We start from the raw sequence: 23,706 nt of genomic DNA, 5'->3' as shown, positions 1-23,706 counted from the left end.
CCGGAAAGTACAGAGCCAGAAAGCAGCAAAGCCCGCCGAAGCGGGCTTTGCTCATGGAGCCGGATCAGGCCGGACTCAGGCGCTCACGCCCCTGGCCACGTCCGCGTACTCTTCGATCTGGTCGAAGTTCATGTAGCGGTAGACGCTGGACTTGTCGGCATCGATCACACCCATTTCCTTGAGGTATTCCTCCTTGGTGGGCAGCTTGCCCAGGCGCGATGCGATGGCGGCCAGTTCGGCCGAGCCCAGGAACACGTTGGTGTTCTTGCCCAGGCGGTTGGGGAAGTTGCGGGTCGAGGTGGAGATCACCGTAGCGCCTTCGCGGACCTGGGCCTGGTTGCCCATGCACAGCGAGCAGCCCGGCATTTCGGTGCGGGCACCGGCCGTGCCGAAGGCAGCGTAGTGGCCTTCCTTGATCAGCTCGTTCTGGTCCATCTTGGTGGGCGGAGCCACCCACAGCTTGACGGGGATGTCGCGCTGGCCGCCCAGCAGCTTGGCTGCTGCGCGGAAGTGGCCGATGTTGGTCATGCACGAACCGATGAAGGCTTCATCGATCTTGGTGCCGGCCACTTCGGACAGGAACTTGGCGTCATCGGGATCGTTGGGGCAGCAGACGATGGGTTCCTTGATGTCGGCCAGGTCGATCTCGAACACGGCAGCGTATTCGGCGTCCTTGTCGGCTTCGAGCAGGTCGGGCTTGGCCAGCCAGGCTTCGACCTTTTCGATGCGGCGCTGCAGCGTCTTGGCGTCGGCGTAGCCGTCGGCGATCATGTTCTTCATCAGAACGATGTTCGAGGTCAGGTACTCCTTGATCGGCTCGGGGTTGAGCTTGATCGTGCAGCCGGCAGCCGAGCGCTCGGCCGAGGCGTCGGACAGCTCGAAGGCCTGTTCCACCTTCAGGTCGGGCAGACCTTCGATTTCCAGGATGCGGCCCGAGAAGATGTTCTTCTTGCCGGCCTTGGCCACGGTCAGCGCGCCTGCCTTGATGGCGTACAGGGGAATGGCATGCACGAGGTCACGCAGGGTGACGCCGGGCTGCATTTCGCCCTTGAAGCGCACGAGCACGGACTCGGGCATGTCCAGGGGCATCACGCCCGTGGCGGCGCCGAAGGCCACCAGGCCGGAACCTGCGGGGAAGGAGATGCCGATGGGGAAGCGCGTGTGCGAGTCGCCGCCCGTGCCCACGGTGTCGGGCAGCAGCAGGCGGTTGAGCCAGGAGTGGATCACGCCGTCACCGGGACGCAGGGCCACGCCGCCGCGGTTGCTGATGAAGGCAGGCAGCTCGCGGTGCGTCTTGACGTCCACGGGCTTGGGGTAGGCGGCCGTGTGGCAGAAGGACTGCATGACCATGTCGGCCGAGAAGCCCAGGCAGGCCAGGTCCTTGAGCTCGTCGCGGGTCATGGGGCCGGTGGTGTCCTGCGAACCCACGGTGGTCATGCGCGGCTCGCAGTAGGTACCGGGGCGCACGCCCTGGCCTTCCGGCAGGCCGACGGCGCGGCCGACCATCTTCTGGGCCAGCGTGAAGCCGGCGTTCGAAGCAGCGGGCGCCTGGGGCAGGCGGAACACGGTGGAGGCAGACAGGCCCAGGAATTCGCGGGCCTTGGCGGTCAGCGAGCGGCCGATGATCAGGTTGATGCGGCCGCCGGCGCGCACTTCGTCGAACAGCACGTCGCTCTTGAGCTGGAACTCGGCGACGGTTTCGCCGTTCTTGACCAGCTTACCGTCATAGGGCAGCACGTCGATGACGTCGCCCATTTCGAGCTTGGTGACATCGACTTCGATGGGCAGCGAGCCCGAATCTTCCTGCGTGTTGAAGAAGATGGGAGCAATCTTGCCGCCCAGGGTCACGCCACCGAAGCGCTTGTTGGGCACGAAGGGGATGTCCTGGCCCGTGGCCCAGACGATGGAGTTGGTGGCCGACTTGCGCGAGGAGCCGGTGCCGACCACGTCGCCCACGTAGGCGACCAGGTGGCCCTTTTTCTTGAGGTCGTCGATGAACTGCATCGGGCCGCGCTTGCCGTCTTCCTCGGGCTTGAAGGCCGCGTCGGGACGGGTGTTCTTGAGCATGGCCAGGTAGTGCAGCGGGATGTCCGGACGGCTCCAGGCATCGGGCGCGGGCGACAGGTCGTCAGTGTTGGTCTCGCCGGGCACCTTGAAGACGGTGACGGTGATCTTCTTGTCCACTTCGGGGCGCGAGGTGAACCACTCGGCGTCAGCCCAGCTCCTCATGACTTCCTGGGCCTTGGCGTTGCCGGCCTTGGCCTTGGTGGCCACGTCGTTGAAGAAGTCGAACATCAGCAGCGTCTTCTTCAGCGCATCGGCGGCCACACCGGCGACTTCGGCGTCGTCCAGCAGCTCGATCAGGGGATGCACGTTGTAGCCACCCACCATGGTACCCAGCAGCTCGGTGGCCTTGGCCTTGGAGATGAGAGCCACCTGGATGTCACCGTGGGCCACGGCTGCCAGGAAGCTGGCCTTGACCTTGGCGGCATCGTCCACGCCCGGAGGAACGCGGTGCGTGAGCAGGTCGAGCAGGAAGGCGTCCTCGCCAGCGGGCGGGTTCTTGATCAGCTCGATCAGTTCGGCAACCTGCTTGGCTTCCAGCGGCAGCGGGGGGATACCGAGCGCGGCGCGTTCGGCCACGTGGTCACGGTAGGCTTTCAACATGATTCTCTCTCCATGGTTTTCTAAAGTGGGGCTGCTTGCGGGACGCTCAGGTCCGGGCCTGGATTACTGGCCGGCGGGCTTGGGTGCTTCCAGCAGGCTGGGAGGCGGGTTCTTCTTGATGGCCTCGGCCACCTGAAGCTGATCGGGGCTCATGCATTCGTCGGCCAGGCGCTGGCCGACCTTCTGGTTCATGAGCATCGATTTGTTGGCGATCTGCAGCCAGACGGCGCCGGCATGCTTGTCTTCCAGGCGCACGGTGCCGGTCGAGGTCTTGACGGGCGACATGTGGTACTTGAAGCCCTTGCCGTCGATGTTGAAGTAACCCGGGTTGGCCTGGTCGGCCGTCACATTGACGAAGGCGCCCAGCTCGCAGGGGATGCGGCCGGTGTGCACGCGCTCGGAAATGGCCAGGTCTTCGGCGGACAGCGGCTGTTGGGCAGCAGTTGCAACGGCGGCCGCACCGCCGACGGCGGCAGCGCCGGCAGCGGCCTTGGCCGTGGTGGCCTTCTTGGCGGGGGCCTTCTTGGCCGCAGGCTTGGCAGCGGCCTTGGCCGGTGCCTTCTTTGCGGTGGCGGGCTCGGCGGCGCTGGCACCCAGGCCCATGGCCAGCAAGGGGGCTACGATCAGGATGGAGGCGATAGCTGTCTTCATACGTTGGGCTCCTGCAAATTCCCGGTGTGGGCTAAGCAAGTGATTCTGATGCAAACCAGGGCTGCACCTGTGGGGGCAGCGCCTGGCCGGTCTGGTGGGCACGTGTGAGCAACTGCCAGAAATAGCGGTAGCTCGCCCGGTCATGTAATACACCATCCACGCTGACGGGCGCCCAATCGGCGGCCTCGGCGGCGGTAAGTATTTGTGCGGCCTGCGCCACTTCGTCGGCCTGGGGCGCGAAGGCGGCGAGGATGGGGCGGATCTGGTCCGGGTGGATGCTCCACATGCGGGTATAGCCGAGCCGCCGTGACGCCTGTGTGGCAGCGGCCTGCAGCGCCTGTGGATTCCTGAATTCGGTGACCACGCAGTGCGAAGGCACCTTGCCGTGCGCGTGGCAGGCGGCTGCGATCTCCAGCTTGGCACGCACGACCAGCGGATGGTCGAACTGGCCGGCCGAGCCCATGGCCGAGGCAGGAATCGCGCCGCCATGGGCCGAGACGAAGTCCATCAGGCCGAAGGAAATGCTCTGCACGCGCGGGTGTGCCGCGATGTCGAAGGCACGGTGCACGGCGGCGGGCGACTCGATGAGCACATGCAGCGGCAGTTCGCGGCAGCCCAGGCGACCCAGATGCCGCTCGACCAGCAGCACGTCGTCCACGCTTTCCACCTTGGGCAGCATGAGGTGGCACAGGCGGTCGCCGGCCTCGCCGACGATGATGTCCAGGTCCTGCGCGAAGCTGGCGTGGTCCACGGCATGCACGCGCGCAGCCACGCGGGCACCGGGCGCGGCATCGCGCGCCAGCGAGGCCACCAGGCGCGCATGGGCCTCCTCCTGGCCCACGGGGGCGCCATCCTCGCAGTCCAGCGTGACGTCGAAGACGCAGGTGCCGAACTCGGCCATCATCTCGGCCTGCAGCTGCAGGCTCTTGCGCATGCGCACTTCCACGCCGCTGTAGTGGTCGCAGACGGGCAGGTGCAGGGCACCGCCCTGCGCATCGAGCAGCACCTGGGCCGGGTGTGCGCGAGAGGGTGTGGACGTGGCGGCGGTCATGGCTTGCGCTGGGCGACGATGAACAGGCGGGGGAAGGCCAGCAGGCGCCGGCCGTCGGCGCGCACGCCGTAGGCGGCGTCCACGCGGTTTTCGTATTCGGTGAGGAAGTCGGCCTGCAGGGCTTCGGGCAGGCCCTCGACGAAGGGCTTGAGGCCGGTGCCGCGCAGCCACTGGACGATGGCGCCGGCCGAGTCCATCGGATGCTGGTAGACGGTGTGCCAGACATCGACGGCGCCGGCCTCGACGCCGGCCTGCTCCTGCGGGCCGGCCAACAGGTCGTAGTAGCTGCGGATAGGCAGGATGTCGGCCCGCACCTTGGCGGCATCGCCGATGTAGGCGGCGAACTTGGGCAGGCTGGCGATCTCGCGCATCACGCGGTGCGTGGCTTCCTGCCGGTTGTCGGGCATCTGTATCGCCAGCACGCCCCCTGGCGCCAGTTGGGCGAACAGGCGGGGTATCAGCGTTTCATGCTCCCCCACCCACTGGAGGGAGGCATTGGCATAAATCAGGTCGGGAGCGCTCTCGCCGGGGGCGGGCGTCCAGGAAGCAATGTCGGCCAGCGCGAAGCGGGCCTCAGGCAGATGCTGGCGCGCGGTGGCCAGCATCGCCTGGGAGTTGTCTATGCCGGTGATCGTGGCACCGGCATAGCGCTGTGCAAGCAGCTCGGTGGAATTGCCCGGCCCGCATCCCAGGTCCACCACATGGCGGGCCTGGGCCAAGGGCACACGCGCCAGCAGCTCGGCTGCGGGGCGCGTACGCTCATTGGCGAAACGCAGGTAAAGCGCGGGATTCCAGTCGAGCATGGCTTGCCGGCGGCTTACAGCAGGTGCTTGACGCCGTCCTGTTCGCCTTGCAGCTCGGCCAGGGTCTTGTCGATGCACTCTTGCGAGAAGGCGTCGATTTCCAGGCCTTCGACGATCTTGTACTCGCCGTTCTCGGTGGTGACCGGGAAGCCGAAGACGATGCCGGCGGGGATGCCGTATTCGCCGTTGGAGGGCACGCCCATGGTGACCCATTCGCCGCCAGAGCCCAGGGCCCAGTCGCGCATGTGGTCGATGGCAGCGTTGGCAGCCGAGGCAGCCGAGGACAGGCCACGAGCGGCAATGATGGCGGCGCCACGCTTGCCGACGGTGGGCAGGAACACGTCCTTGTTCCAGGCCTGGTCGTTGATCTTGGCCTTGACGCTTTCACCGTTGACGGTGGCGAAGCGGTAGTCGGCGTACATCGTGGGCGAGTGGTTGCCCCAGACGGTCAGCTTGCGGATGTCGCCCACCTTGAAGCCGGCCTTGGCAGCCAGTTGCGATGCAGCGCGGTTGTGGTCCAGGCGCAGCATGGCGGTGAAGTTCTTGGCCGGCAGGTCCGGAGCCGACTTCATGGCGATGTAGGCGTTGGTGTTGGCGGGGTTGCCGACGACCAGCACCTTCACGTTGCGCGAGGCAGCGGCGTTCAGCGCCTTGCCCTGGGCCGTGAAAATCTGTGCGTTGGCAGCCAGCAGGTCGGCACGTTCCATGCCGGGGCCGCGGGGACGCGCGCCGACCAGCAGGGCGTAGTCGGTGTCCTTGAAGGCTTGCAGGGGGTCGGAGTGGGCTTCGATGCCGGCCAGCAGGGGGAAGGCGCAGTCTTCGAGTTCCATGATCACGCCCTTGAGCGCGTTCTGGGCCTTCTCGTCGGGAATCTCCAGCAGTTGCAGAATGACGGGCTGGTCCTTACCCAGCATTTCGCCGGAGGCGATGCGGAACAGCAGGGCGTAACCAATTTGACCGGCGGCACCGGTGACGGCGACACGAACGGGCTTCTTGCTCATGATGAAACTCCAGGGATGGGGAAAAAATCAGGTGTTATCGGCGCCAGGTCGCACCAGCGTCAGAAACCAGCAGCCCGTGCTCCGCAAACAACGCGAAAGTGTACTCCCGATTTCGAAGCCCGGTCAATTTGTCTTATGTCTTATATAAGATATGATCGACGTCTGTTTCCAAGTCTTTCATCTGCGTCGCCGGGAGCCTCCCCACCCCGAACTTTCCCATGCCAGTCCTGCCTCCCCTCGCCTCAGACAACGCCGCTCCCACCATCGGCGCGGGCGCATCGACCCCGGCCTTCAGCCCTTTGTATCAGCAGATCAAGGGACTGATACTGCAGAGCCTTGAAGCAGGCGAATGGCGGCCCGGCGAACTGATTCCCAGCGAAATGGAGCTGGCCGCGCGCTTTCGCGTGAGCCAGGGCACGGTGCGCAAGGCCATCGACGAGCTGGCCGCAGAGAACCTGGTGATGCGCCGCCAGGGCAAGGGCACCTTCGTGGCCACCCACGCGGCCCAGCATGTGCAGTACCGCTTCCTCAAGCTGCAGCCCGACGGCGGCGACCAGCAGGGCGAGGGCCGTGCCGAGCGCCGCATCATCGACTGCCGGCGCCTGCGCGCATCGGCCGACGTGGCGCGCGGCCTGGCGCTGCGCAGTGGCGATGCCGTGATGCATGTGCGCCGCGTGCTGTCGTTCTCCGCAATCCCGACCATTTTGGAAGACATCTGGCTGCCGGGCCACGCCTTCAAGGGCCTGACCGCCGAGCAGATGTCCGCCTACCAGGGCCCCACGTACGCCATGTTCGAGCTGGACTACGGCGTGCGCATGGTGCGCGCCGACGAAAAGATCCGCGCCGTCCTGCCCGAGGCAGAACAGGCCCTGCTGCTGGATGTCCCCAGCACCACGCCCCTGCTGAGCGTGGAGCGCACCGCTTACACATACAACGATGTTCCCATGGAGTTACGCCGTGGCCTGTACCGCACCGACACCCATCACTACCGCAACGCGCTGAGCTGAACGATCCGTTCCCCAGAGAAGCGGGCGAAAATACGCAATTCCCAGCAAAGCTGTTTTTATTGCATTGCAATAGAATTTTGCATCGCCGCCCCTGAGCGATTACGAAGCAGTTACATCCACGAAAGTACCCTGCCATGACTGAGCAAGCCAAAAAGCGGCCAGAGTTCCGCAACATCAACTTCTTCAAGGACCTCCCCACCTACCGGTTGCCGCCGGCCGGCATCGTGTCCATCCTGCACCGCATCAGCGGCCTGCTGATGTTCATCCTGCTGCCTTTCATCCTGTGGATGATGGACATGTCGCTGACTTCGGAGATCTCCTTCGACGGCTTCACCTCGGTTTTCGCGGGTCCCTTCGGATGGTTCCTCAAGCTCGTGTGCCTGGCATTGATCTGGGCCTACCTGCACCACTTTTGCGCCGGCGTCCGCCACCTGTTCATGGATGTGAACCACCACGCCGTCAACAAGCAGTTCGGCAAGTCCTCGGCCCTGGTGGTGCTGGTCCTGAGCGTTGGCCTGACCCTGATCCTGGGTGCCAAGCTGTTCGGCCTGTACTGATTCACGATCTCTCCCTCACGATAAGGAAAAAGAACCATGTCCGTGAATTACGGCTCCAAGCGCACCGTGGTCGGTGCGCACTACGGCATCCGCGACTGGATGGTGCAGCGCGTCACTGGCGTGCTGATGGCACTGTTCACCATCGTGCTGCTGGCCAAGCTGATCTTCAGCACCGGCTCCGTCGGCTATGACCTGTGGGCCGGCATCTTTGCCCCGCAGTGGATGAAGTTCCTGACCTTCGCCGTGATCGTCTCGCTGGCCTGGCACGTCTGGGTCGGCGTGCGCGACATCTGTATGGACTACGTCAAGCCCGTGGGCCTGCGCCTGGTGCTGAACGTTTTCACCCTGGTCTGGCTCGTCGGCTGCGCCGGCTGGGGCATCCAGATCCTGTGGCGTATCTGATAGAGACGCGGTCTCCACGATTGAAGGTTAAGAATGAGCTACTCCAAAGCAAACATCACCAAGCGCAAGTTTGACGTCGTCATCGTCGGCGCTGGCGGCTCCGGCCTGCGTGCCGCGCTGGAACTGTCGCGCGCCGGCCTGTCCGTGGCCTCGCTGTCCAAGGTCTTCCCCACGCGCTCGCACACCGTGGCTGCGCAGGGCGGCGTGTCCGCTTCGCTGGGCAACATGAGCGAAGACAACTGGCACTACCACTTCTACGACACCATCAAGGGCTCCGACTGGCTCGGCGACCAGGATGCGATCGAGTTCATGTGCCGCGAAGCGCCCAACGTCGTGATCGAGCTGGAACACTTCGGCATGCCGTTCGACCGCAACCCCGACGGCACCATCTACCAGCGCCCCTTCGGCGGCCACACGGCCAACTACGGTGAAAAGCCCGTGCAGCGCGCCTGCGCCGCGGCCGACCGTACCGGCCACGCCATGCTGCACACGCTGTACCAGCAGAACGTCAAGTCCAAGACCAACTTCTTCGTGGAGTGGATGGCGCTGGACCTGATCCGCAACACCCAGGGCGACGTGGTCGGCGTGACCGCCATCGAACTGGAAACCGGCGACCTGTACGAGCTGCACGCCAAGGCCGTGCTGCTGGCCACGGGTGGCGCAGGCCGCATCTTCCAGGCATCGACCAATGCCTTCATCAACACCGGCGACGGCCTGGGCATGGCTGCACGCGCAGGCATCCCGCTGCAGGACATGGAGTTCTGGCAGTTCCACCCCACCGGCGTGGCCGGCGCGGGTGTGCTGCTGACCGAAGGCTGCCGTGGCGAAGGCGCCATCCTGCTCAACAGCGAAGGCGAACGCTTCATGGAGCGCTACGCTCCCACGCTGAAGGATCTGGCACCGCGCGACTTCGTGTCCCGCTCCATGGACCAGGAAATCAAGGAAGGCCGTGGCTGTGGTCCCAACAAGGACTACATCCTGATGAAGCTGGACCACCTGGGTGCAGACACCATCCGCAAGCGCCTGCCTTCGGTGGAAGAGATCGGCCACAACTTCGCCAACGTGGACATCACCAAGGAACCGATTCCCGTGGTGCCCACCATCCACTATCAGATGGGCGGCATTCCCACCAACATCAACGGCCAGGTCGTGGTGTGGGACGGTCAGCAGAACAACGTGGTCAATGGCCTCTATGCCGTGGGCGAATGCTCCTGCGTGTCGGTGCACGGCGCCAACCGCCTGGGCACGAACTCGCTGCTGGACCTGCTGGTCTTCGGCAAGTCGGCCGGCAAGCACATCGTGCAGTTCGTCAACGGCTTCGGCGACCACAAGGCCGTGCCGGCCGATGGCTCCGAGCGCACGCTCACGCGCCTGAACCAGCTCGACGACTCCAAGGAAGGCACCTACGCCCAGGACCTGGCTGGCGACATCCGCGCCACCATGCAGCAGCATGCCGGCGTGTTCCGCACGCAAAAGAGCATGGACGAAGGCGAAGTCAAGATCAACGCCATCCGCGAACGCGTGGGCTCCGTGACCCTCAAGGACAAGTCCAAGGTCTGGAACACCGCCCGCATGGAAGCGCTGGAAGTGGACAACCTGATCGAAGTGGCCCAGGCCACCATGATCTCGGCCGCTGCCCGCCACGAATGCCGCGGTGCCCACACCGTGTACGACTACGAGCATCCTGCCGACCACGCCGAGTTCCCGCTGGGCCGCAATGACAAGGAATGGCTCAAGCACACCCTGTGGTACAGCGCCACCAACAGCCTGGACTACAAGCCCGTGAACCTGAAGCCCCTCACGGTGGACAGCGTGCCGCCCAAGGTCCGCACGTTCTAATCCAGCAGCCCACGAGAGAACAGACAAATGAAGCGCACTTTCAAGATCTACCGCTACGACCCGGACAAGGATGCCAAGCCCTACATGCAGACCGTCGAGGTCGAGCTGGACGGCCACGAGCGCATGCTGCTGGACGCCCTGGTCAAGCTCAAGGAGATGGACCCCTCCATCTCGTTCCGCCGCTCCTGCCGCGAAGGTGTGTGCGGCTCGGACGCGATGAACATCAATGGCAAGAACGGCCTGGCCTGCCTGACGAACATGAAGACCCTGCAGGGCGACATCGTTCTCAAGCCCCTGCCCGGCCTGCCCGTGATCCGCGACCTGATCGTGGACATGACGCAGTTCTTCAAGCAGTACCACTCGATCAAGCCGTACCTGCAGAACGACAGCTTCGCGTCTCCCACCAAGGAACGCCTGCAGTCGCCTGAAGAGCGCGAAGAGCTCAACGGCCTGTACGAGTGCATTCTGTGCGCCAGCTGCTCCACCAGCTGCCCCAGCTTCTGGTGGAACCCCGACAAGTTCGTGGGCCCGGCCGGCCTGCTGCAGGCCTACCGCTTCATCGCGGACAGCCGCGACGAGGCCACGGGTGACCGCCTTGACAACCTGGAAGATCCGTACCGCCTCTTCCGTTGCCACACCATCATGAACTGCGTGGACGTGTGCCCCAAGCACCTGAACCCCACGCAGGCCATTGGCAAGATCAAGGAACTGATGGTCCGCCGGGCCATCTGATGACCATGACGAATACTCTGCTCGACGAACGCGAGCGAGACCTGCTGCGCTGGCGCTGCCGGCGTGGCCTGGTCGAGAACGACCTGTTCATCGCGCAGTTCTTCGCCACCTACGGAGACCAGCTCACGCGGAGACACGCGAGCGGTCTGTCTGCCTTGATGGACCTGGCAGACAACGACCTGATGGACCTCTTCTTGCGCCGCAAGGAGCCTGAAGGTGAACTCGATACCCAAGAAATCAGGGAAGTTCTGGAACTGGTGCGCAAGCGCAAGCCCGGTTCTCTCCCGCTAGTAGGCTAGGCAATCTAGAGAAGGAAGTTTGGAAATGAAACTCGCAGACAACAAAGCAACGCTGTCTTTCAGCAACGGCGCCCCCAGCGTCGAGCTGCCCGTCTACCAGGGCAACGTCGGTCCCGACGTGGTGGACATCCGCAAGCTGTACGCGCAGACCGGCATGTTCACCTATGACCCGGGCTTCCTCTCTACCGCCTCGTGCCAGTCCGCCATCACCTACATCGATGGCGACAAGGGCGAGCTGCTGTACCGCGGCTACCCCATCGAGCAGCTGGCCAAGAACTGCGACTACCTCGAGACCTGTTACCTGCTGCTGTACGGCGAGCTGCCCAACGAGTCCGAGAAGGCCGACTTCGTCGAGCGCGTGACCAAGCACACCATGGTCAACGAGCAGATGCAGTTCTTCCTGCGTGGTTTCCGCCGTGACGCCCACCCCATGGCCGTCCTGACGGGTCTGGTCGGCGGCATGTCGGCCTTCTACCACGACAACATGGACATCAACAACGCCGAGCACCGCGACATCGCCGCGATCCGCCTGATCGCCAAGATGCCCACGCTGGTCTCCATGGCCTACAAGTACGGCATCGGTGCTCCGTACATGTACCCCAAGAACGACCTGAGCTACGCCGGCAACTTCATGCGCATGATGTTCGGCAACCCCTGCGAGGAGTTCAAGGTGAACCCCGTGGTCGAGCGCGCGCTGGACCGCATCTTCATCCTGCACGCAGACCACGAGCAAAACGCCTCCACCTCCACCGTGCGCCTGTGCGGCTCGTCGGGCACCAACCCCTTCGCAGCCATCTCGGCAGGCGTGGCCTGCCTGTGGGGCCCTGCCCACGGCGGCGCCAACGAAGCCTGCCTGAACATGCTGGAATACCTGCAGGCCAACGGCGGCGTTGCCAAGGTCGGCGAGTTCATGGAACAGGTCAAGGACAAGAACAGCGGCGTCAAGCTGATGGGCTTCGGCCACCGCGTCTACAAGAACTACGACCCCCGCGCCAAGCTCATGCAGGAAACCTGCAATGAAGTGCTGGCCGAACTGGGCCTGGAAAAGGACCCCCTGTTCGCCCTGGCCAAGGAAGTCGAGAAGATCGCCCTGGAAGACGACTACTTCGTGCAGCGCAAGCTCTACCCGAACGTGGACTTCTACTCCGGCATCGTGCAGCGCGCCATCGGCGTGCCCGTGAACCTGTTCACCGGCATCTTCGCCCTGGCCCGCACCGTGGGCTGGATCGCCCAGCTCAACGAGCAGATGGCCGACCCCGAGTACAAGATCGGCCGTCCCCGCCAGCTGTTCACGGGCTCCGTGTCCCGCGACGTCAAGCCGATCGGCCAGCGCTGATCGCAGGTCCGGGCCTCAGCGGCCCGGCACCCAAAAGCCCCATGCCTTTGCATGGGGCTTTTTTCATGGGCGAGCCCACCGCTCCAGAAGGCCGCGCCAGTCCTAGGAACACCATTTCCCCTATCGTGGCATGCCCATTGATTGAGCCTATCCACCTTAAGGTGGCCGTTGACCCTCCCTCAAACGGGATGGAGCCGCAGCGCAATGCCCGCTGCCATTCAACGCAACCCCGGGACTCACATGCTTGTCGAAATCAACAAGGACGGAATGCTCATCCATGCGCGCGTCAGGAACGCGCGCAGCCCCGCCATCGAGAGAGGAAAGCGGACCGCCGCCATCACCGGCATCGTCGTGCACCAGACCGATGCCAACACGGCCCAGTCTTCGCTCAACAGCTACAGGAACCCGAAGGCCAATGGGGCGCACTTCCTGATCGACAAGGACGGCACCATCTATCAGACTGCAGCCATCTATCAGCGTGCCAACCATGTGGGCCCGCTGAAGGCGAGGTGCCTGCTTGTGGGGAAATGCAAGGCCAGGGACTATGAAGGACTGAAGGCAAAGGGGGTACACCGCATCGAGATGCTGAAGGCTCCTGGTGAACGCTATCCGAGCAATATGGAGGCCATAGGTATCGAGATGGTCGGCCGAGCAGAGCTGCCGAAGGGATTCACACCGCCACCCAGACCAAGGGGCTGGACTCCCGAAGAGTTACGCGGATGGTTTGGTATCTATCCCACGCCGACTGAGGCACAGAACCGAGCTCTGACATGGCTTGTTGGAGCGCTTCAAGATTCCATGCAGCTGTCGCCCAGCGAGATCTTCAAGCATCCGGACGTGAGCCGAAAAAACCTGACCGAAGCGGAAGGTGCGAACTGGAAAATGACACCATGAATCCCATTCGCATGCGTTCTCGGATTGCCATCTCCGCGATGGCCATGACCATGGTTTCCTCGCTGTATGCGGGCGATGCCAGATACCCCGTCAAGGCCATCCAGAAAATCGACATCATCTCGCCATCTGAAAGTTCCTCCTGGGCGAGCAAGAACTGGCTCGATTGCGACGATGTGGTCCTGACCGAGGAAGACGTGCGATATGCATTGCAGCACATACGCAGGATCTCGAGGAAGGCATTCTTCAGCGAGGACAGGGAAAGAACAGGCTGCGCAGGGAGTGCGTCGGTCAGGTTCCACAACGGCAAGCTCATCGTCATCGGAGTTGAACCGACCGGATTCATCAACATCTTCGAAGCCACCGAAACGCTCAAGCCCAAGAGCATTTCTGAGAGCTTCTACGACTGCCCACCCTGCAACAAACGCAAGATGGACCTGCTGCAGGACGCCCTGGACCGCGCAACCGAACGACGGCTCAAGGAACTGAAGAGGCAGGGACGACTTCCTCCATGAGCCACTTCCAATCGATCTTCTGGGCACTCATTTCGGCGGTGCCCGATCCCTGGACAGGCACGCGCTACCGACCCGGCTGCAACGGCAAGTGGCCTGGTGAATGGCCCGCTGGCCGGCTGCGCCGCCTGGCCTGAGCGCCGGGGCCAAGCCCCCTGCTTCACGCAGCGGCGCGGTTTCGCCGACAATGCCCCCCCGGCCCTCGTGGCCGGCCCTTTCTTGCGCCGGGGTTCCGGCCCCAGCCACTCCTGCACACCATGAACTTTGCCTCCCTCGGCCTGAGCCCGGCGCTGGTCTCCAGCCTCCAAGACCTGGGCCTGGTCGATCCCACGCCCATACAGACCCAGTCCATCGCCCCCGTGCTTGCGGGCCGCGACCTCTGGGCCTGTGCGCCCACGGGCTCGGGCAAGACGGCCGCCTACCTGCTGCCGCTGCTGCAGCGCTGGATGGATGGCGGCAAGGCCCAGGGTGCCCAGGGCGGCTTTGTGCGAACCCTGACCACGCTGATCGTGGTGCCCACGCGCGAGCTGGCCCAGCAGGTGGGCGAGACGCTGTCCGACCTGGGCCGCGCGCTCAAGCAGCCGCCACGCATCGGCGTGGTCTATGGCGGCGTGTCCATCAATCCGCAGATGATGATGCTGCGCGGCAGTGCCGACTTCCTGGTGGCCACGCCGGGCCGCCTGCTGGACCTGGTGGAGCACAACGCCGTGCGCCTGTCCGCCGTGCGCCACCTGGTGCTGGACGAGGCCGACCGCCTGCTGGACCTGGGCTTTCAGGAAGAGCTGCAGCGCGTGCTGGCCCTGCTGCCGAAGCAACGCCAGACCCTGCTGTTCTCAGCCACCTACCCCGACGCCGTGCAATCGCTGGCCACGGGCCTGCTGCACGATCCCGTTCAGGCCCGCGTCGATGCCGCCGAAGGCCACGATGCCGCCAGCCCGCAAAGCATCACCCAACGCGCCATTGCCGTGGACCGCGCGCGCCGCACGCAATTGCTGCGCCAGCTGGTGCAGGGCGACACCGCTGCGGGTACCGACCCTGTCACGCTCGAACGTGCCCTGGTCTTCGTGGCCACGCGGCACACGGCCGAACTGGTGGCTGAAAAGCTCTACAAGGCCGGCATCTTCGCCACGGCCTTCCATGGCGACCTGAGCCAGGGCGCACGCAAGGAAGCGCTGGCCGACTTCAAGGCCAAGCGCTGGCAGGTGATGATCACCACCGACCTGGCGGCGCGCGGCATCGACATCACCCAGCTGCCCCTGGTCGTCAACTACGACCTGCCGCGCTCGGCCACCGACTATGTGCACCGCATCGGCCGCACGGGCCGCGCGGGCGAGGACGGCACGGCCATCAGCTTCGTGACGCCGGCCGACCAGGCGCACTGGGCGCTGATCTGCAAGCGCAACCAGCTGGACCTTGAACTGGAGCAGCTGCCGGGCTTCGAGCCCACCGAGCCCGTGCCACCGCCCCCGGTGGCGCAGGACGGCAACGGCGGCATCAAGGGCCGCCGCCCCAGCAAGAAGGACAAGCTGCGCGCCGCGGCCGCCGAAGCAGCCGAGACCGCAAAAAAGAACTGAGCGTTTCCGGTTCAGCCCGCGCCGCCTCGCCCGCCAAAGCGATCCCGGTACGCCACCGGGGTAATGCCCAGGTGGCGCACGAACAGGTGGCGCAGCGCCTGCTCCGAGCCCAGGCCCACGCGCGCGGCCACGGTCTTGAGTGGCAGATGGGCCTGGCTTTCCAGCAGCTGCTTGGCCGCCTCCAGCCGCGCGCTCTCCACAAAGGCCGTGGGGCTTTGCCCGGTTTCCTGCTGGAACACGCGGCGCAGGTGCCGCTCGCTCATATGGGCCTGCTCGGCCATCTGCGCAAGGGTCAGGGGCTCGGCCAGATGGGCCATCACCCACTGCTGCACGGCCTGCACGCCGCCGTGCTGCGCGGCCTGGGCCGCCAGCGGCACGCTGAACTGCGACTGCCCGCCGGGGCGCTTGAGGTACATGACCAGGTCGCGCGCCACCTCCAGCGCCAGCGCGTGGCCGAAATCCTCCTCCACCACGGCCAGCGCCAGGTCGATGCCGGCCGTCACGCCGGCCGAGGTCCACAGCTGGCGGCTGCCTGCGCCATCGCGGATTTCCTCGCGCAGGTAGATGGCATCGGCATCGACCTGCACGCGCGGATGGCGCTGGGCCAGTTGCGCCGTCACGCTCCAGTGCGTGGCCGCGCGCCGGCCGTCCAGCAAGCCCGCCTCGGCCAGGAAGAAGCTGCCCGAGCACAGCGCAATCAGCCGCTGCACACGCGGCGCCACGCGGCCCAGCCAGGCGACCAGCTCGGCCGAGCCGCCCAGCACCTGCTCGATATGGCGCGAGCCCACGACGACCACGGTGCAGCCCATGCCTGCAGCCTCCAGCCCGGCCAGCGTATGCGTGGCCTCCAGCGACATCAGCGTGTCCGAGCGCACGGCCCCTTGCCGCTGCGAGACCACGCGCACCTCGTAGCCGTCGCTCTGGCCGCGCGCGCGCAGGTGCACGTTGGCATAGTCGAACACCGACATGGGTCCTATGGCCTCCAGCGCCTTGAAGCCGGGGTAGACGACAAGATCGATGCGGTGGGCGCTGGCGTGGCGGTGGTCCATGGGAAACGGCGGGCTCGGAGGCGGTCCGGGTGGAAAGAATGGGGCGGACTATACGAAAAGACGCAAGCACCCACGGCCAGCAGGCCCGGCCGACGCCGGCCACACCCCTCAGATTCGGACATATCACCTGGGGCTGCGGCCATGATGCGGCCGGGCCGCCCGGCCATGGCCTACATTCAAGGCTTCGCGGAGCGCGCGCACTGCCGTTCCTGAGCCACCCCGACAGAAAGACACGCCCATGAAATCCAAAGCCGCCGTCGCCTTCAAGGCTGGAGAACCCCTGCAGATCGTCGAGATCGACGTGGCCCCCCCGAAGAAGGGCGAGGTCCTGATCAAGATCACCCACACCGGCGTCTGCCACACCGACGCGTTCACGCTGTCGGGCGACGACCCGGAAGGCATCTTCCCCGCCGTGCTCGGCCATGAAGGCGCGGGCATCGTCGTCGAGGTCGGCGAAGGCGTGACCAGCGTCAAGCCCGGCGACCACGTCATCCCGCTGTACACCGCCGAATGCGGCGAATGCCTGTTCTGCAAGAGCGGCAAGACCAACCTGTGCGTTTCCGTGCGCGCCACCCAGGGCAAGGGCGTGATGCCCGACGGCACCACGCGCTTTTCGTACAACGGCGAGCCCATCTACCACTACATGGGCTGCTCCACCTTCAGCGAATACACCGTGGTCGCCGAAGTCTCGCTGGCCAAGATCCACCCCGATGCCAACCCCGAGCAGGTCTGCCTGCTGGGCTGCGGCGTGACCACGGGCCTGGGTGCCGTCAAGAACACCGCCAAGGTCCAGGAAGGCGACACCGTGGCCGTGTTCGGCCTGGGCGGCATCGGCTTGGCCGTGATCCAGGGCGCCAAGCTGGCCAAGGCCGGCCGCATCATCGCCGTGGACACCAACCCCTCCAAGTTCGACCTGGCCCGCACCTTTGGCGCCACCGACTGCGTGAATCCCAAGGATTTCGACAAGCCCATCCAGCAGGTCATCGTCGAGATGACGGGCTGGGGCGTGGACCACAGCTTCGAGTGCATCGGCAACGTCAACGTGATGCGTGCTGCCCTGGAATGCGCGCACCGCGGCTGGGGCCAGTCGGTCATCATCGGCGTGGCCGGCGCGGGCCAGGAAATCTCCACACGCCCCTTCCAGCTGGTGACGGGCCGCAAGTGGCTGGGCACGGCCTTCGGCGGCGTCAAGGGCCGCAGCGAACTGCCCGGCATGGTCGAGCAGGCCATGAGCGGCGAGATCCAGCTGGCCCCCTTCGTCACGCACACCATGGGCTTGCCGGAGATCAACGAAGCATTCGATCTGATGCACGAAGGCAAGTCCATCCGCTCCGTCGTCGTGTACTGAAGCTCCCCCTGAGGCGCTGCGCGCCTTCCCCCTCTCTACTCGCTTCGCGAGGCAGGGGGACGACGCCCTCGCCTGGGCAGCGCCAGTTTCATGGGCCGTTGACCGTGTATAGCGTATCAACTCCCATCTTTGAATGCTGCACGCACCGCTTGCCAAGGTGCCCGTAGCATTTTTCTTTTTGAGGAACACCATGTCCGCACTGCCGCCCCTGGAACTCAAGAACGCCCATGCCTGCTTCGGCGGCGCACAGCGTTTCTACGAGCATTTCTCCGCCGAGATCGGCCTGAACATGAAGTTCTCGGTCTTCCTGCCGCCCAAGGCCGTGGCCGGCGAGAAGGTGCCCGCCGTGCTCTACCTGGCTGGGCTGACCTGCACCGAAGAGACCTTCATGACCAAGGCCGGCGCCCAGCGCCTGGCCGCCGAGCTGGGCATTGCGCTGATCGCGCCCGACACCAGCCCGCGCGGCGCAGGCCTGCCCGGCGAGGCCGATGCCTGGGACTTCGGCGTGGGCGCGGGCTTCTACCTGGACGCCACCACCAAGCCCTGGGCACTGCACTGGCGCATGGAAAGCTATCTGCTGGGCGAGCTGCTGCCGCTGATCGCCGCACGCCTGCCCATTGACGCGCAGCGGCTGGGCATCTTCGGCCACTCCATGGGCGGCCACGGCGCGCTCACGCTGGCGCTGCGCCATCCGGGCCGCTTCAAGAGCCTGTCGGCGTTCGCGCCCATCGCCAACCCCGTCAACTGCCCCTGGGGCCAGAAGGCCTTCTCAGGCTATCTGGGCGATGACCGCAAGGCCTGGGAAGCGCATGACGCCAGCTGCCTGATGGCCGCCCAGACCCAGGTGCCCTACCCGGCCGGCATCCTCGTGGACCAGGGCCTGGCCGACAAGTTCCTGATCGAAAAGCAGCTGCTGCCCGAAGCCTTCGAGGCCGCCTGCGCCCAGGCCGGCCAGCCGCTGACGCTGCGCCGCCACGGCGGCTACGACCACGGCTACTACTTCATCCAGAGCTTCATTGATGACCATCTGCGCCATCATGCAGAGGTGTTGAACACCCCCTGAGGCGCTTCGCGCCTTCCCCCTCTCTCGCTTCGCGGGAGGGGGACGACACCCTCGGTGCGGGGCGGCCCTTCCTCGGTGCCCCTGAGTTGGGCCGCGCCAGTTTCAAAGGGTGATGAGCCCAACAGGTGCAGGGCAGATTGCCTCAACCTGGCCTATGGCCAGCGCGCATGTCCTGCGCAATACGCTCCAGCACCTGGGGCAGGTCCTTGACGCTGGCGATCACGTGGTGGGCGCCGGCTGCGCGCAGCTTGGCCTCGGCGCGGGCCACGCGCTCGCGCACTTCTTCGGTGGGGGCGGTGGCCAGTTCGGCGGGGGAGTAGCCGACTTCGTTGCCGGACAGGGTCAGGCCCACGGTCCACATGCCGGCGTTGCGGCCTTCCTCGATGCCGGGCACGGTGTCGTCCACCTTCACGCAGGCGCGCACGTCGCCGATGCCCAGCGCCAGCACATTGGCCAGCGCCATGAAGGGGCCGGGGCGGCCGCCTGCGGCCATTTCATCGCCGGCCACCACATGGTCGGGAGCCAGGCCGTTGGCCGCTGCCTGGGGCAGCAGCTGGTTCAGGACTTCACGCGGATAGCCCGAGCACGAGCCCACCTTCAGGCCCTGCGCGCGCAGCCAGCCCAGCAGCTCGGGCGCGCCTTCGATGGGTGCCGAGAACTCGCCGACCTTGGCGATCTGCATGGGCATGAAGCGGGCGTAGATGGCATCCACGTCGGCGTCGCCAGGCGGCTGGCCGAAGGCCTTGTGCCATTGCGCGCGGATGCCTTCGTCCTGCAGCAACTCGTGGATGTGCTGCCACTTGGACAGTCCCATGGGGCCGCGAGCCTGGGCCAGGGTGATGGTGATACCGAAGCTGGCAAAGGCCTCGACAAAGATCTGCGTGGGCGCCAGCGAGCCGAAATCGACCAGGGTGCCGGCCCAGTCGAAGATGACGGCCTGCAGCGGCGACAGATCGGCGGCAGCGGCGGTGGAGACGGTGGTGTGGTTCATGGTGCTTTTGACAAGGAAAGAGGTTCAAACAGAAGAGGGCCGTACGCGCCTGTTCATTCCAGCGTGCGGATGAAATTGCGCCCGCGCGGGCCGGATGCGGCCGACTGCAGCAGCTGCTGCCACTCATCCCCAGGCACGCCGTAGTGGGCGGGATCGGTGGCAACGCCCAGGCCTTCGAGGAAGTTGCGCAGGCGCTGCACGGCCAGCTCGCCCGTGGCGGCATCGAAGATGGACAGCAGGGCCGCGTCGGCCTGGTCGTCGGCGCCCAGGGCCATCTCCAGCACCAGCGGCAGGCTGAACGAGCAGGCAATGCCGTGGGCCACGCCATGGCGCAGCGTGATGTCGTAGGACAGCGAATGCGCCAGCGCCGTTCGGGTGTTGGAGAAGGCCAGGCCGGCCATCAGGGCGGCCTCGGCCATGCGGCTTCGCAGCGGCAGGCTGCCCAGGTCCTGCATCAGCGCGGGCAGCGTGGCCAGGGTGCGGCGCGCGGCGCCCACGGCCAAGGTGGTGGAGACGGGATTGCGGTGCCGGTTCCAGATGGACTCCAGCGCATGCGACAGCGCATCCAGCCCCGATGCCAGCGTGGCGCCGGCCGGCAGGCTTTGCATGAGCTGCGCGTCGATGATGGCGGCCTCGGGCCAGGTCCAGTGCTGGTGCAGCGAGTGCTTGCGGCCAGCGGCCTGGTCCCAGATCGTGGCCCAGGGCGTGACCTCGCTGCCCGTGCCGGCCGTGGTGGGGATGGCGATCAGCGCCTTGTGGCCTGCGGCCGGCAGGGCCAGCCCCTGCTCCAGGGCCTGCAGCAGCTCGCCGAAACGCCGCGTGGGCGTGGCGCACATCAGCGCCTTGGCCGAGTCGATGGCGCTGCCGCCGCCCAGGGCCACGATGCACGGGACCTCGGCGTATTCGCGGTGCACGCGGTCATACAGCGGGGCCAGCCACTGCACATCGGGGTTGGGCGCAATGCCGTCCACCACGCCGCGCAGCTGGCTGCCCAGCCGTTGGCGCAGCTGCTGCACCAGGCCCAGGGATTCGGCCTCGGGAAACGTCACCAGCAGGCAGTCGCGCCCGGCCAGCAGCTCGGGCAGGCGGTCCAGGCGGCCGGGGCCGGCATGGATGGCAACGGGGTTGTGATAGGTCCACACAAATCGGTCCTTTGAATGAAACGGGGGCGCCGGGAAAAGCGCAGCCCTCAATGGCGGGTGCCCTGCTGGATGCGGCGGCGCAGCCAGTGGGAAACGAGATCGGCGGCGATCACCATCACAGTGATGACCACGATGCAGGTGGCCGTCTCCTGGTAGCGGAACAGCTTGAGGCTGCCGACCAGCTCGAAACCCAGCCCGCCCGCGCCCACCATGCCCAGCACCGTGGCCGAGCGCAGGTTGACCTCGAAGCGGTAGAGCACGACCGCGATCCAGGCCGTGATGGCCTGCGGTATCACGCCGAAGACGATGAGCTGCAATTGCGTGGCGCCTGCGCTGCGCAGGGCCTGCAGCGGGCCGTCGTCGATCTCTTCGATGCTCTCGGCGAAGAACTTGCCCAGCATGCCCATGCCATGCAGGGCCAGGGCCAGCACGCCGGGAAACGGCCCCAGGCCCACGGCCGAGACAAAGACCAGCGCCAGGATCAGCTCGTTGATGCTGCGCACCACGTTCAGGAACTGCCGCGTGATGCGCCGCAGCCAGTGCCAGCCATGCAGGTTGCTGGCCGCGATGAAGGACAGCGGCAGCGCCAGCACCACGGACAGCAGCGTGCCCCAGATGGCGATCTGCACCGTCTCCAGCGCGGGCGCCATCAGGCGCGGCAGCATGCTCCAGTCCGGCGGCACGGAGCGCGCCACGAAGTCTGCGATCTGGGGCATGCCTGCCGCCAGTTCACCCCAGCTCATCTGCGCGCCGCCCGCGCTCCAGTGCAGCACCCAGGCGATGGCCAGGGCCGCAGCCGCATAGCCGGTCCAGCCCAGGGCGCCATGGGGGCGCGGCGCGGTCCATTGCCAGCGGTCGCGCGGCTCGGGGCTCCAGGAATTGGCGCTGGTCATCACAGTCCTCCTGCGGGCGCGCTGGCCCGCATCCACGAGGCAGGCACCGGCGCCTGCGCATGCAGGCCGGCAGGCCCTATGGCCGCCGTGCCCGGAGGTGTGTCCGGTTCTGCGCCCTGCCCTGCGCCTTGACCTGCTCCTTGCCCTGCAGTGGGCTGCGCATGGTAGATGGCCTGCAGCGCGGCCTCGTCCAGCGCCTGCGGCGATCCGTCAAAGACCATGCGGCCCTGGGCCAGGCCCAGCACACGGTCGCCGAACTCCCGCGCGTAGTCCACCTGGTGCAGGTTGCAGACCACGGCAATGCCCAGCTCGCGCGTGGCATCGCGCAGGTACTGCAGCACGCTGCGCGCGGTCTTGGGGTCCAGGCTGGCCACGGGCTCGTCGGCCAGGATGACCTGGGGCTGCTGGGCCAGCGCGCGGGCAATGCCCACGCGCTGCATCTGCCCGCCCGACAGCGCCTCGGTGCGCTCCAGCGCCTTGTGGGCCAGGCCCACGCGCTCCAGGCACTGGTCGGCCAGGCGGATATCGCTTTCGCGGAACAGCTGCAGCACCGAGGCCAGGGTGCCGGTCTGGCCCAGGCGCCCGGTCAGCACGTTCTTGCGCACCGACAGGCGCGGCACCAGGTTGTGGTGCTGGAAGACCATGGCCACGTGGCGAGCCAGCTCGCGCCGGCTGTGCCTGCCGCCGCCCAGCATCAGGTCCATGCCGCCCACCTCCAGCGTGCCGCTGTCGGCGCGGGCCAGGCCGTTCATGCAGCGCAGCAGCGTGGACTTGCCAGCCCCCGACAGGCCCAGCATGACGACGAACTCGCCGGGCTGCACATCCAGGTCGATGCCATGCAGCACGTGGTTGCTGCCATAGCTCTTGCGCAATTGGCGGATGCGGATCATTTCATGCTCCCGAGGTCGAGCTTGAGCGCCTTGGCCGTCTGGCGTACCACGTCGTAGGCCTTGTCATCCGTGGCTGCGAAGCCGTCGAGCACACCCTGGTCGCCCCAGGGCAGGTCCTTGACCTCGGCCAGGGCCGCAGCCACCTTCTGCTTGGTGCCTGCGTCCAGGTTCTTGCGCCAGGTCATGGGCGACTCGGGAATGGGCTGGGAGCGCCAGACGATCTGGAAGTCATCGCGCTTGACCAGGCCCTTGCTCACGGCTGAGTCGAAGATGCGGTCGGCCACGGCCGCCGCATCCACCTTGCCGTTGGCCACGGCCATGATGCTGGCGTCGTGCGAGCCCGAGAAGATCACGCGCGAAAAGCCCTTGTCCGCATCGAAGCCCTCGGCCATCAACCCGGCCTTGGGAAACAGGTGGCCCGACGCCGAGGTCGGGTCCACAAAGGCAAAGCTGCGGCCCTTGAGATCGGCCACGCTGGCCGGACCCTTGTCCTTGCGGGAGATCACCATGCTGTGGTACGCGCTCTTGCCCGTCTTCTTGGTCACGGCCACGGCAAAGGCCTCGGCGCCCGCCACCTGGCTGGCCAGCACGTACGAGAACGGGCCGAGGAAGGCGATGTCGATCTTGTTGGAGCGCAGCGCCTCGATCACGCCGTTGTAGTCATTGGCCACGAAGGGCCGCACCTTCATGCCGGTGCGGGTGGCCAGCTGGTCCATGACCTGCTGGCTGGCGCGGATCATGGCCTGCGCGTCCTCCGAGGGGATCAGGCCCACGCGCAGCTCGGCGCTCTGGGCAAAGGCGGCAGTGGTAGCGGTGGTGGCGGTGGCGGCCAGGGCCAGCACGGCTGCGGCATGGCGCAGCCAGGTCTTGCGGTTCATCTTCATGGGAGCGTTCCTTTGCATCAGGTCAGGCACATCGGCAGATCGGTGGATCCGTGAATCGCCGGCCAAATCGCCAGGCGGGTGGGGATGGCTGAATGCTAGGAGCGACATATTTCTGCCATGTGAA

24 protein-coding genes are annotated in these 23,706 nt (G+C 66.0%); 13 read left to right on the top strand and 11 right to left on the bottom strand.

All coding sequences use genetic code 11. The features are described 5' to 3' along the window. Window positions 1-75 precede the first annotated feature (75 nt). From acnB to LGR64_RS20590, 5 genes are all read right to left on the bottom strand, one after another. Complete coding sequence (gene acnB / locus LGR64_RS20610) at window positions 76-2,667, bottom strand: bifunctional aconitate hydratase 2/2-methylisocitrate dehydratase (protein WP_230356792.1); 2,592 nt, start codon at window positions 2,665-2,667, stop codon at window positions 76-78. 63 nt (window positions 2,668-2,730) lie between these two features. Beyond that, a complete protein-coding gene (locus LGR64_RS20605) occupies window positions 2,731-3,318 on the bottom strand; it encodes a hypothetical protein (RefSeq protein ID WP_141829264.1) in 588 nt (195 codons plus the stop codon). A 31-nt stretch (window positions 3,319-3,349) separates the two neighbouring features. Continuing rightward, window positions 3,350-4,369: an HpcH/HpaI aldolase/citrate lyase family protein gene (locus tag LGR64_RS20600; RefSeq protein ID WP_141829266.1), complete on the bottom strand. Its 1,020-nt coding sequence runs from the start codon at window positions 4,367-4,369 to the stop codon at window positions 3,350-3,352. Further along, window positions 4,366-5,172, bottom strand: a complete 807-nt coding sequence (tam, locus tag LGR64_RS20595) for a trans-aconitate 2-methyltransferase (RefSeq protein WP_013803434.1) — start codon at window positions 5,170-5,172, stop codon at window positions 4,366-4,368. Before tam ends, LGR64_RS20600 begins: the two co-directional genes overlap by 4 nt. Window positions 5,173-5,186: 14 nt before the next feature. After that, a complete protein-coding gene (locus LGR64_RS20590; RefSeq protein WP_013803435.1) occupies window positions 5,187-6,173 on the bottom strand; it encodes a malate dehydrogenase in 987 nt (328 codons plus the stop codon). Between the two features lie 218 nt (window positions 6,174-6,391). On the opposite strand from LGR64_RS20590, the gene LGR64_RS20585 reads away from it, so the two are divergent. The 11 genes from LGR64_RS20585 to LGR64_RS20535 all read left to right on the top strand — a co-directional run bounded on the left by LGR64_RS20585 (window position 6,392) and on the right by LGR64_RS20535 (window position 15,322). Further along, window positions 6,392-7,180, top strand: coding sequence for a GntR family transcriptional regulator (locus tag LGR64_RS20585; protein ID WP_012204348.1), 789 nt, complete (start codon window positions 6,392-6,394; stop codon window positions 7,178-7,180). A 134-nt stretch (window positions 7,181-7,314) separates the two neighbouring features. Further along, on the top strand, window positions 7,315-7,737 hold the full coding sequence (sdhC, locus tag LGR64_RS20580) for a succinate dehydrogenase, cytochrome b556 subunit (RefSeq protein ID WP_012204347.1): 423 nt from the start codon (window positions 7,315-7,317) through the stop codon (window positions 7,735-7,737). Window positions 7,738-7,773: 36 nt separating this feature from the next. Continuing rightward, window positions 7,774-8,139, top strand: coding sequence for a succinate dehydrogenase, hydrophobic membrane anchor protein (gene sdhD, locus LGR64_RS20575; RefSeq protein ID WP_141829268.1), 366 nt, complete (start codon window positions 7,774-7,776; stop codon window positions 8,137-8,139). A gap of 33 nt (window positions 8,140-8,172) precedes the next feature. Then, complete coding sequence (gene sdhA / locus LGR64_RS20570) at window positions 8,173-9,978, top strand: succinate dehydrogenase flavoprotein subunit (protein ID WP_012204345.1); 1,806 nt, start codon at window positions 8,173-8,175, stop codon at window positions 9,976-9,978. Window positions 9,979-10,005: 27 nt separating this feature from the next. Next, window positions 10,006-10,710 carry a succinate dehydrogenase iron-sulfur subunit gene (locus tag LGR64_RS20565; protein WP_012204344.1) on the top strand — a complete coding sequence of 235 codons (705 nt, stop codon included), beginning with the start codon at window positions 10,006-10,008 and terminating at the stop codon, window positions 10,708-10,710. Then, on the top strand, window positions 10,710-11,009 hold the full coding sequence (locus tag LGR64_RS20560; RefSeq protein ID WP_012204343.1) for an FAD assembly factor SdhE: 300 nt from the start codon (window positions 10,710-10,712) through the stop codon (window positions 11,007-11,009). Before LGR64_RS20565 ends, LGR64_RS20560 begins: the two co-directional genes overlap by 1 nt. 25 nt (window positions 11,010-11,034) lie before the next feature. After that, window positions 11,035-12,345: a citrate synthase gene (locus LGR64_RS20555; RefSeq protein WP_012204342.1), complete on the top strand. Its 1,311-nt coding sequence runs from the start codon at window positions 11,035-11,037 to the stop codon at window positions 12,343-12,345. A 240-nt stretch (window positions 12,346-12,585) separates the two neighbouring features. Continuing rightward, complete coding sequence (locus LGR64_RS20550) at window positions 12,586-13,239, top strand: peptidoglycan recognition protein family protein (RefSeq protein ID WP_230356791.1); 654 nt, start codon at window positions 12,586-12,588, stop codon at window positions 13,237-13,239. Further along, a complete protein-coding gene (locus LGR64_RS20545) occupies window positions 13,236-13,751 on the top strand; it encodes a hypothetical protein (protein WP_141829270.1) in 516 nt (171 codons plus the stop codon). Before LGR64_RS20550 ends, LGR64_RS20545 begins: the two co-directional genes overlap by 4 nt. Then, complete coding sequence (locus LGR64_RS20540; protein WP_185750872.1) at window positions 13,748-13,885, top strand: hypothetical protein; 138 nt, start codon at window positions 13,748-13,750, stop codon at window positions 13,883-13,885. The genes LGR64_RS20545 and LGR64_RS20540 overlap by 4 nt, the downstream gene beginning before the upstream one ends. Before the next feature lie 120 nt (window positions 13,886-14,005). Then, window positions 14,006-15,322, top strand: a complete 1,317-nt coding sequence (locus LGR64_RS20535) for a DEAD/DEAH box helicase (protein ID WP_230356790.1) — start codon at window positions 14,006-14,008, stop codon at window positions 15,320-15,322. An 11-nt stretch (window positions 15,323-15,333) separates the two neighbouring features. On the opposite strand, the gene LGR64_RS20530 is transcribed toward LGR64_RS20535, so the two are convergent. Further along, a complete protein-coding gene (locus LGR64_RS20530; RefSeq protein WP_230356789.1) occupies window positions 15,334-16,371 on the bottom strand; it encodes a GlxA family transcriptional regulator in 1,038 nt (345 codons plus the stop codon). Window positions 16,372-16,609: 238 nt separating this feature from the next. Here LGR64_RS20530 and LGR64_RS20525 point away from each other — a divergent pair, with 238 nt between their 5' ends. Together LGR64_RS20525 and fghA are read left to right on the top strand one after the other, a co-directional pair. After that, the gene (locus tag LGR64_RS20525) at window positions 16,610-17,719 is read left to right on the top strand and encodes an S-(hydroxymethyl)glutathione dehydrogenase/class III alcohol dehydrogenase (protein WP_012204334.1); all 1,110 of its coding nucleotides are present in this window, start codon (window positions 16,610-16,612) and stop codon (window positions 17,717-17,719) included. A 190-nt stretch (window positions 17,720-17,909) separates the two neighbouring features. Next, a complete protein-coding gene (fghA, locus tag LGR64_RS20520) occupies window positions 17,910-18,782 on the top strand; it encodes an S-formylglutathione hydrolase (RefSeq protein ID WP_328511983.1) in 873 nt (290 codons plus the stop codon). Between the two features lie 142 nt (window positions 18,783-18,924). Here fghA and phnX read toward each other — a convergent pair whose 3' ends face one another. Genes phnX through phnD form a run of 5 tightly spaced genes read right to left on the bottom strand, consistent with a single transcriptional unit; the run spans window position 18,925 to window position 23,582 of the window. Further along, window positions 18,925-19,773, bottom strand: a complete 849-nt coding sequence (gene phnX, locus LGR64_RS20515; protein WP_230356788.1) for a phosphonoacetaldehyde hydrolase — start codon at window positions 19,771-19,773, stop codon at window positions 18,925-18,927. Between the two features lie 53 nt (window positions 19,774-19,826). Continuing rightward, window positions 19,827-20,915 carry an iron-containing alcohol dehydrogenase PsrA gene (psrA, locus tag LGR64_RS20510; protein WP_012204331.1) on the bottom strand — a complete coding sequence of 363 codons (1,089 nt, stop codon included), beginning with the start codon at window positions 20,913-20,915 and terminating at the stop codon, window positions 19,827-19,829. Window positions 20,916-20,962: 47 nt separating this feature from the next. Further along, a complete protein-coding gene (gene phnE / locus LGR64_RS20505; protein ID WP_013803443.1) occupies window positions 20,963-21,808 on the bottom strand; it encodes a phosphonate ABC transporter, permease protein PhnE in 846 nt (281 codons plus the stop codon). After that, window positions 21,808-22,698, bottom strand: coding sequence for a phosphonate ABC transporter ATP-binding protein (gene phnC / locus LGR64_RS20500; protein WP_043823862.1), 891 nt, complete (start codon window positions 22,696-22,698; stop codon window positions 21,808-21,810). Before phnC ends, phnE begins: the two co-directional genes overlap by 1 nt. Beyond that, the gene (gene phnD, locus LGR64_RS20495; RefSeq protein WP_230356787.1) at window positions 22,695-23,582 is read right to left on the bottom strand and encodes a phosphonate ABC transporter substrate-binding protein; all 888 of its coding nucleotides are present in this window, start codon (window positions 23,580-23,582) and stop codon (window positions 22,695-22,697) included. The genes phnC and phnD overlap by 4 nt, the downstream gene beginning before the upstream one ends. Window positions 23,583-23,706 lie beyond the last annotated feature (124 nt).

This window comes from Delftia sp. Lp-1 (assembly GCF_020523835.1).
Classification (GTDB): domain Bacteria; phylum Pseudomonadota; class Gammaproteobacteria; order Burkholderiales; family Burkholderiaceae_C; genus Comamonas; species Comamonas acidovorans.
Note: the sequence above shows the minus strand (reverse complement) of the source record. Positions and strands in the feature narration are given on the sequence as shown.

What these genes read in the sequence shown, in the direction of transcription:
- LGR64_RS20605 (WP_141829264.1), bottom strand. Translation starts at nt 3,318, where the DNA reads ATGAAGACAGCTATCGCCTCCATCCTGATCGTAGCCCCCTTGCTGGCC.
- LGR64_RS20560 (WP_012204343.1), top strand. Translation starts at nt 10,710, where the DNA reads ATGACCATGACGAATACTCTGCTCGACGAACGCGAGCGAGACCTGCTG.
- LGR64_RS20550 (WP_230356791.1), top strand. Translation starts at nt 12,586, where the DNA reads ATGCTTGTCGAAATCAACAAGGACGGAATGCTCATCCATGCGCGCGTC.
- LGR64_RS20590 (WP_013803435.1), bottom strand. Translation starts at nt 6,173, where the DNA reads ATGAGCAAGAAGCCCGTTCGTGTCGCCGTCACCGGTGCCGCCGGTCAA.
- LGR64_RS20535 (WP_230356790.1), top strand. Translation starts at nt 14,006, where the DNA reads ATGAACTTTGCCTCCCTCGGCCTGAGCCCGGCGCTGGTCTCCAGCCTC.
- LGR64_RS20545 (WP_141829270.1), top strand. Translation starts at nt 13,236, where the DNA reads ATGAATCCCATTCGCATGCGTTCTCGGATTGCCATCTCCGCGATGGCC.
- LGR64_RS20540 (WP_185750872.1), top strand. Translation starts at nt 13,748, where the DNA reads ATGAGCCACTTCCAATCGATCTTCTGGGCACTCATTTCGGCGGTGCCC.
- LGR64_RS20530 (WP_230356789.1), bottom strand. Translation starts at nt 16,371, where the DNA reads ATGGACCACCGCCACGCCAGCGCCCACCGCATCGATCTTGTCGTCTAC.
- sdhD (WP_141829268.1), top strand. Translation starts at nt 7,774, where the DNA reads ATGTCCGTGAATTACGGCTCCAAGCGCACCGTGGTCGGTGCGCACTAC.
- phnE (WP_013803443.1), bottom strand. Translation starts at nt 21,808, where the DNA reads ATGACCAGCGCCAATTCCTGGAGCCCCGAGCCGCGCGACCGCTGGCAA.
- LGR64_RS20525 (WP_012204334.1), top strand. Translation starts at nt 16,610, where the DNA reads ATGAAATCCAAAGCCGCCGTCGCCTTCAAGGCTGGAGAACCCCTGCAG.
- phnC (WP_043823862.1), bottom strand. Translation starts at nt 22,698, where the DNA reads ATGATCCGCATCCGCCAATTGCGCAAGAGCTATGGCAGCAACCACGTG.
- fghA (WP_328511983.1), top strand. Translation starts at nt 17,910, where the DNA reads ATGTCCGCACTGCCGCCCCTGGAACTCAAGAACGCCCATGCCTGCTTC.
- LGR64_RS20585 (WP_012204348.1), top strand. Translation starts at nt 6,392, where the DNA reads ATGCCAGTCCTGCCTCCCCTCGCCTCAGACAACGCCGCTCCCACCATC.
- tam (WP_013803434.1), bottom strand. Translation starts at nt 5,172, where the DNA reads ATGCTCGACTGGAATCCCGCGCTTTACCTGCGTTTCGCCAATGAGCGT.
- phnX (WP_230356788.1), bottom strand. Translation starts at nt 19,773, where the DNA reads ATGAACCACACCACCGTCTCCACCGCCGCTGCCGCCGATCTGTCGCCG.
- LGR64_RS20555 (WP_012204342.1), top strand. Translation starts at nt 11,035, where the DNA reads ATGAAACTCGCAGACAACAAAGCAACGCTGTCTTTCAGCAACGGCGCC.
- LGR64_RS20565 (WP_012204344.1), top strand. Translation starts at nt 10,006, where the DNA reads ATGAAGCGCACTTTCAAGATCTACCGCTACGACCCGGACAAGGATGCC.
- acnB (WP_230356792.1), bottom strand. Translation starts at nt 2,667, where the DNA reads ATGTTGAAAGCCTACCGTGACCACGTGGCCGAACGCGCCGCGCTCGGT.
- phnD (WP_230356787.1), bottom strand. Translation starts at nt 23,582, where the DNA reads ATGAAGATGAACCGCAAGACCTGGCTGCGCCATGCCGCAGCCGTGCTG.
- LGR64_RS20600 (WP_141829266.1), bottom strand. Translation starts at nt 4,369, where the DNA reads ATGACCGCCGCCACGTCCACACCCTCTCGCGCACACCCGGCCCAGGTG.
- sdhC (WP_012204347.1), top strand. Translation starts at nt 7,315, where the DNA reads ATGACTGAGCAAGCCAAAAAGCGGCCAGAGTTCCGCAACATCAACTTC.
- sdhA (WP_012204345.1), top strand. Translation starts at nt 8,173, where the DNA reads ATGAGCTACTCCAAAGCAAACATCACCAAGCGCAAGTTTGACGTCGTC.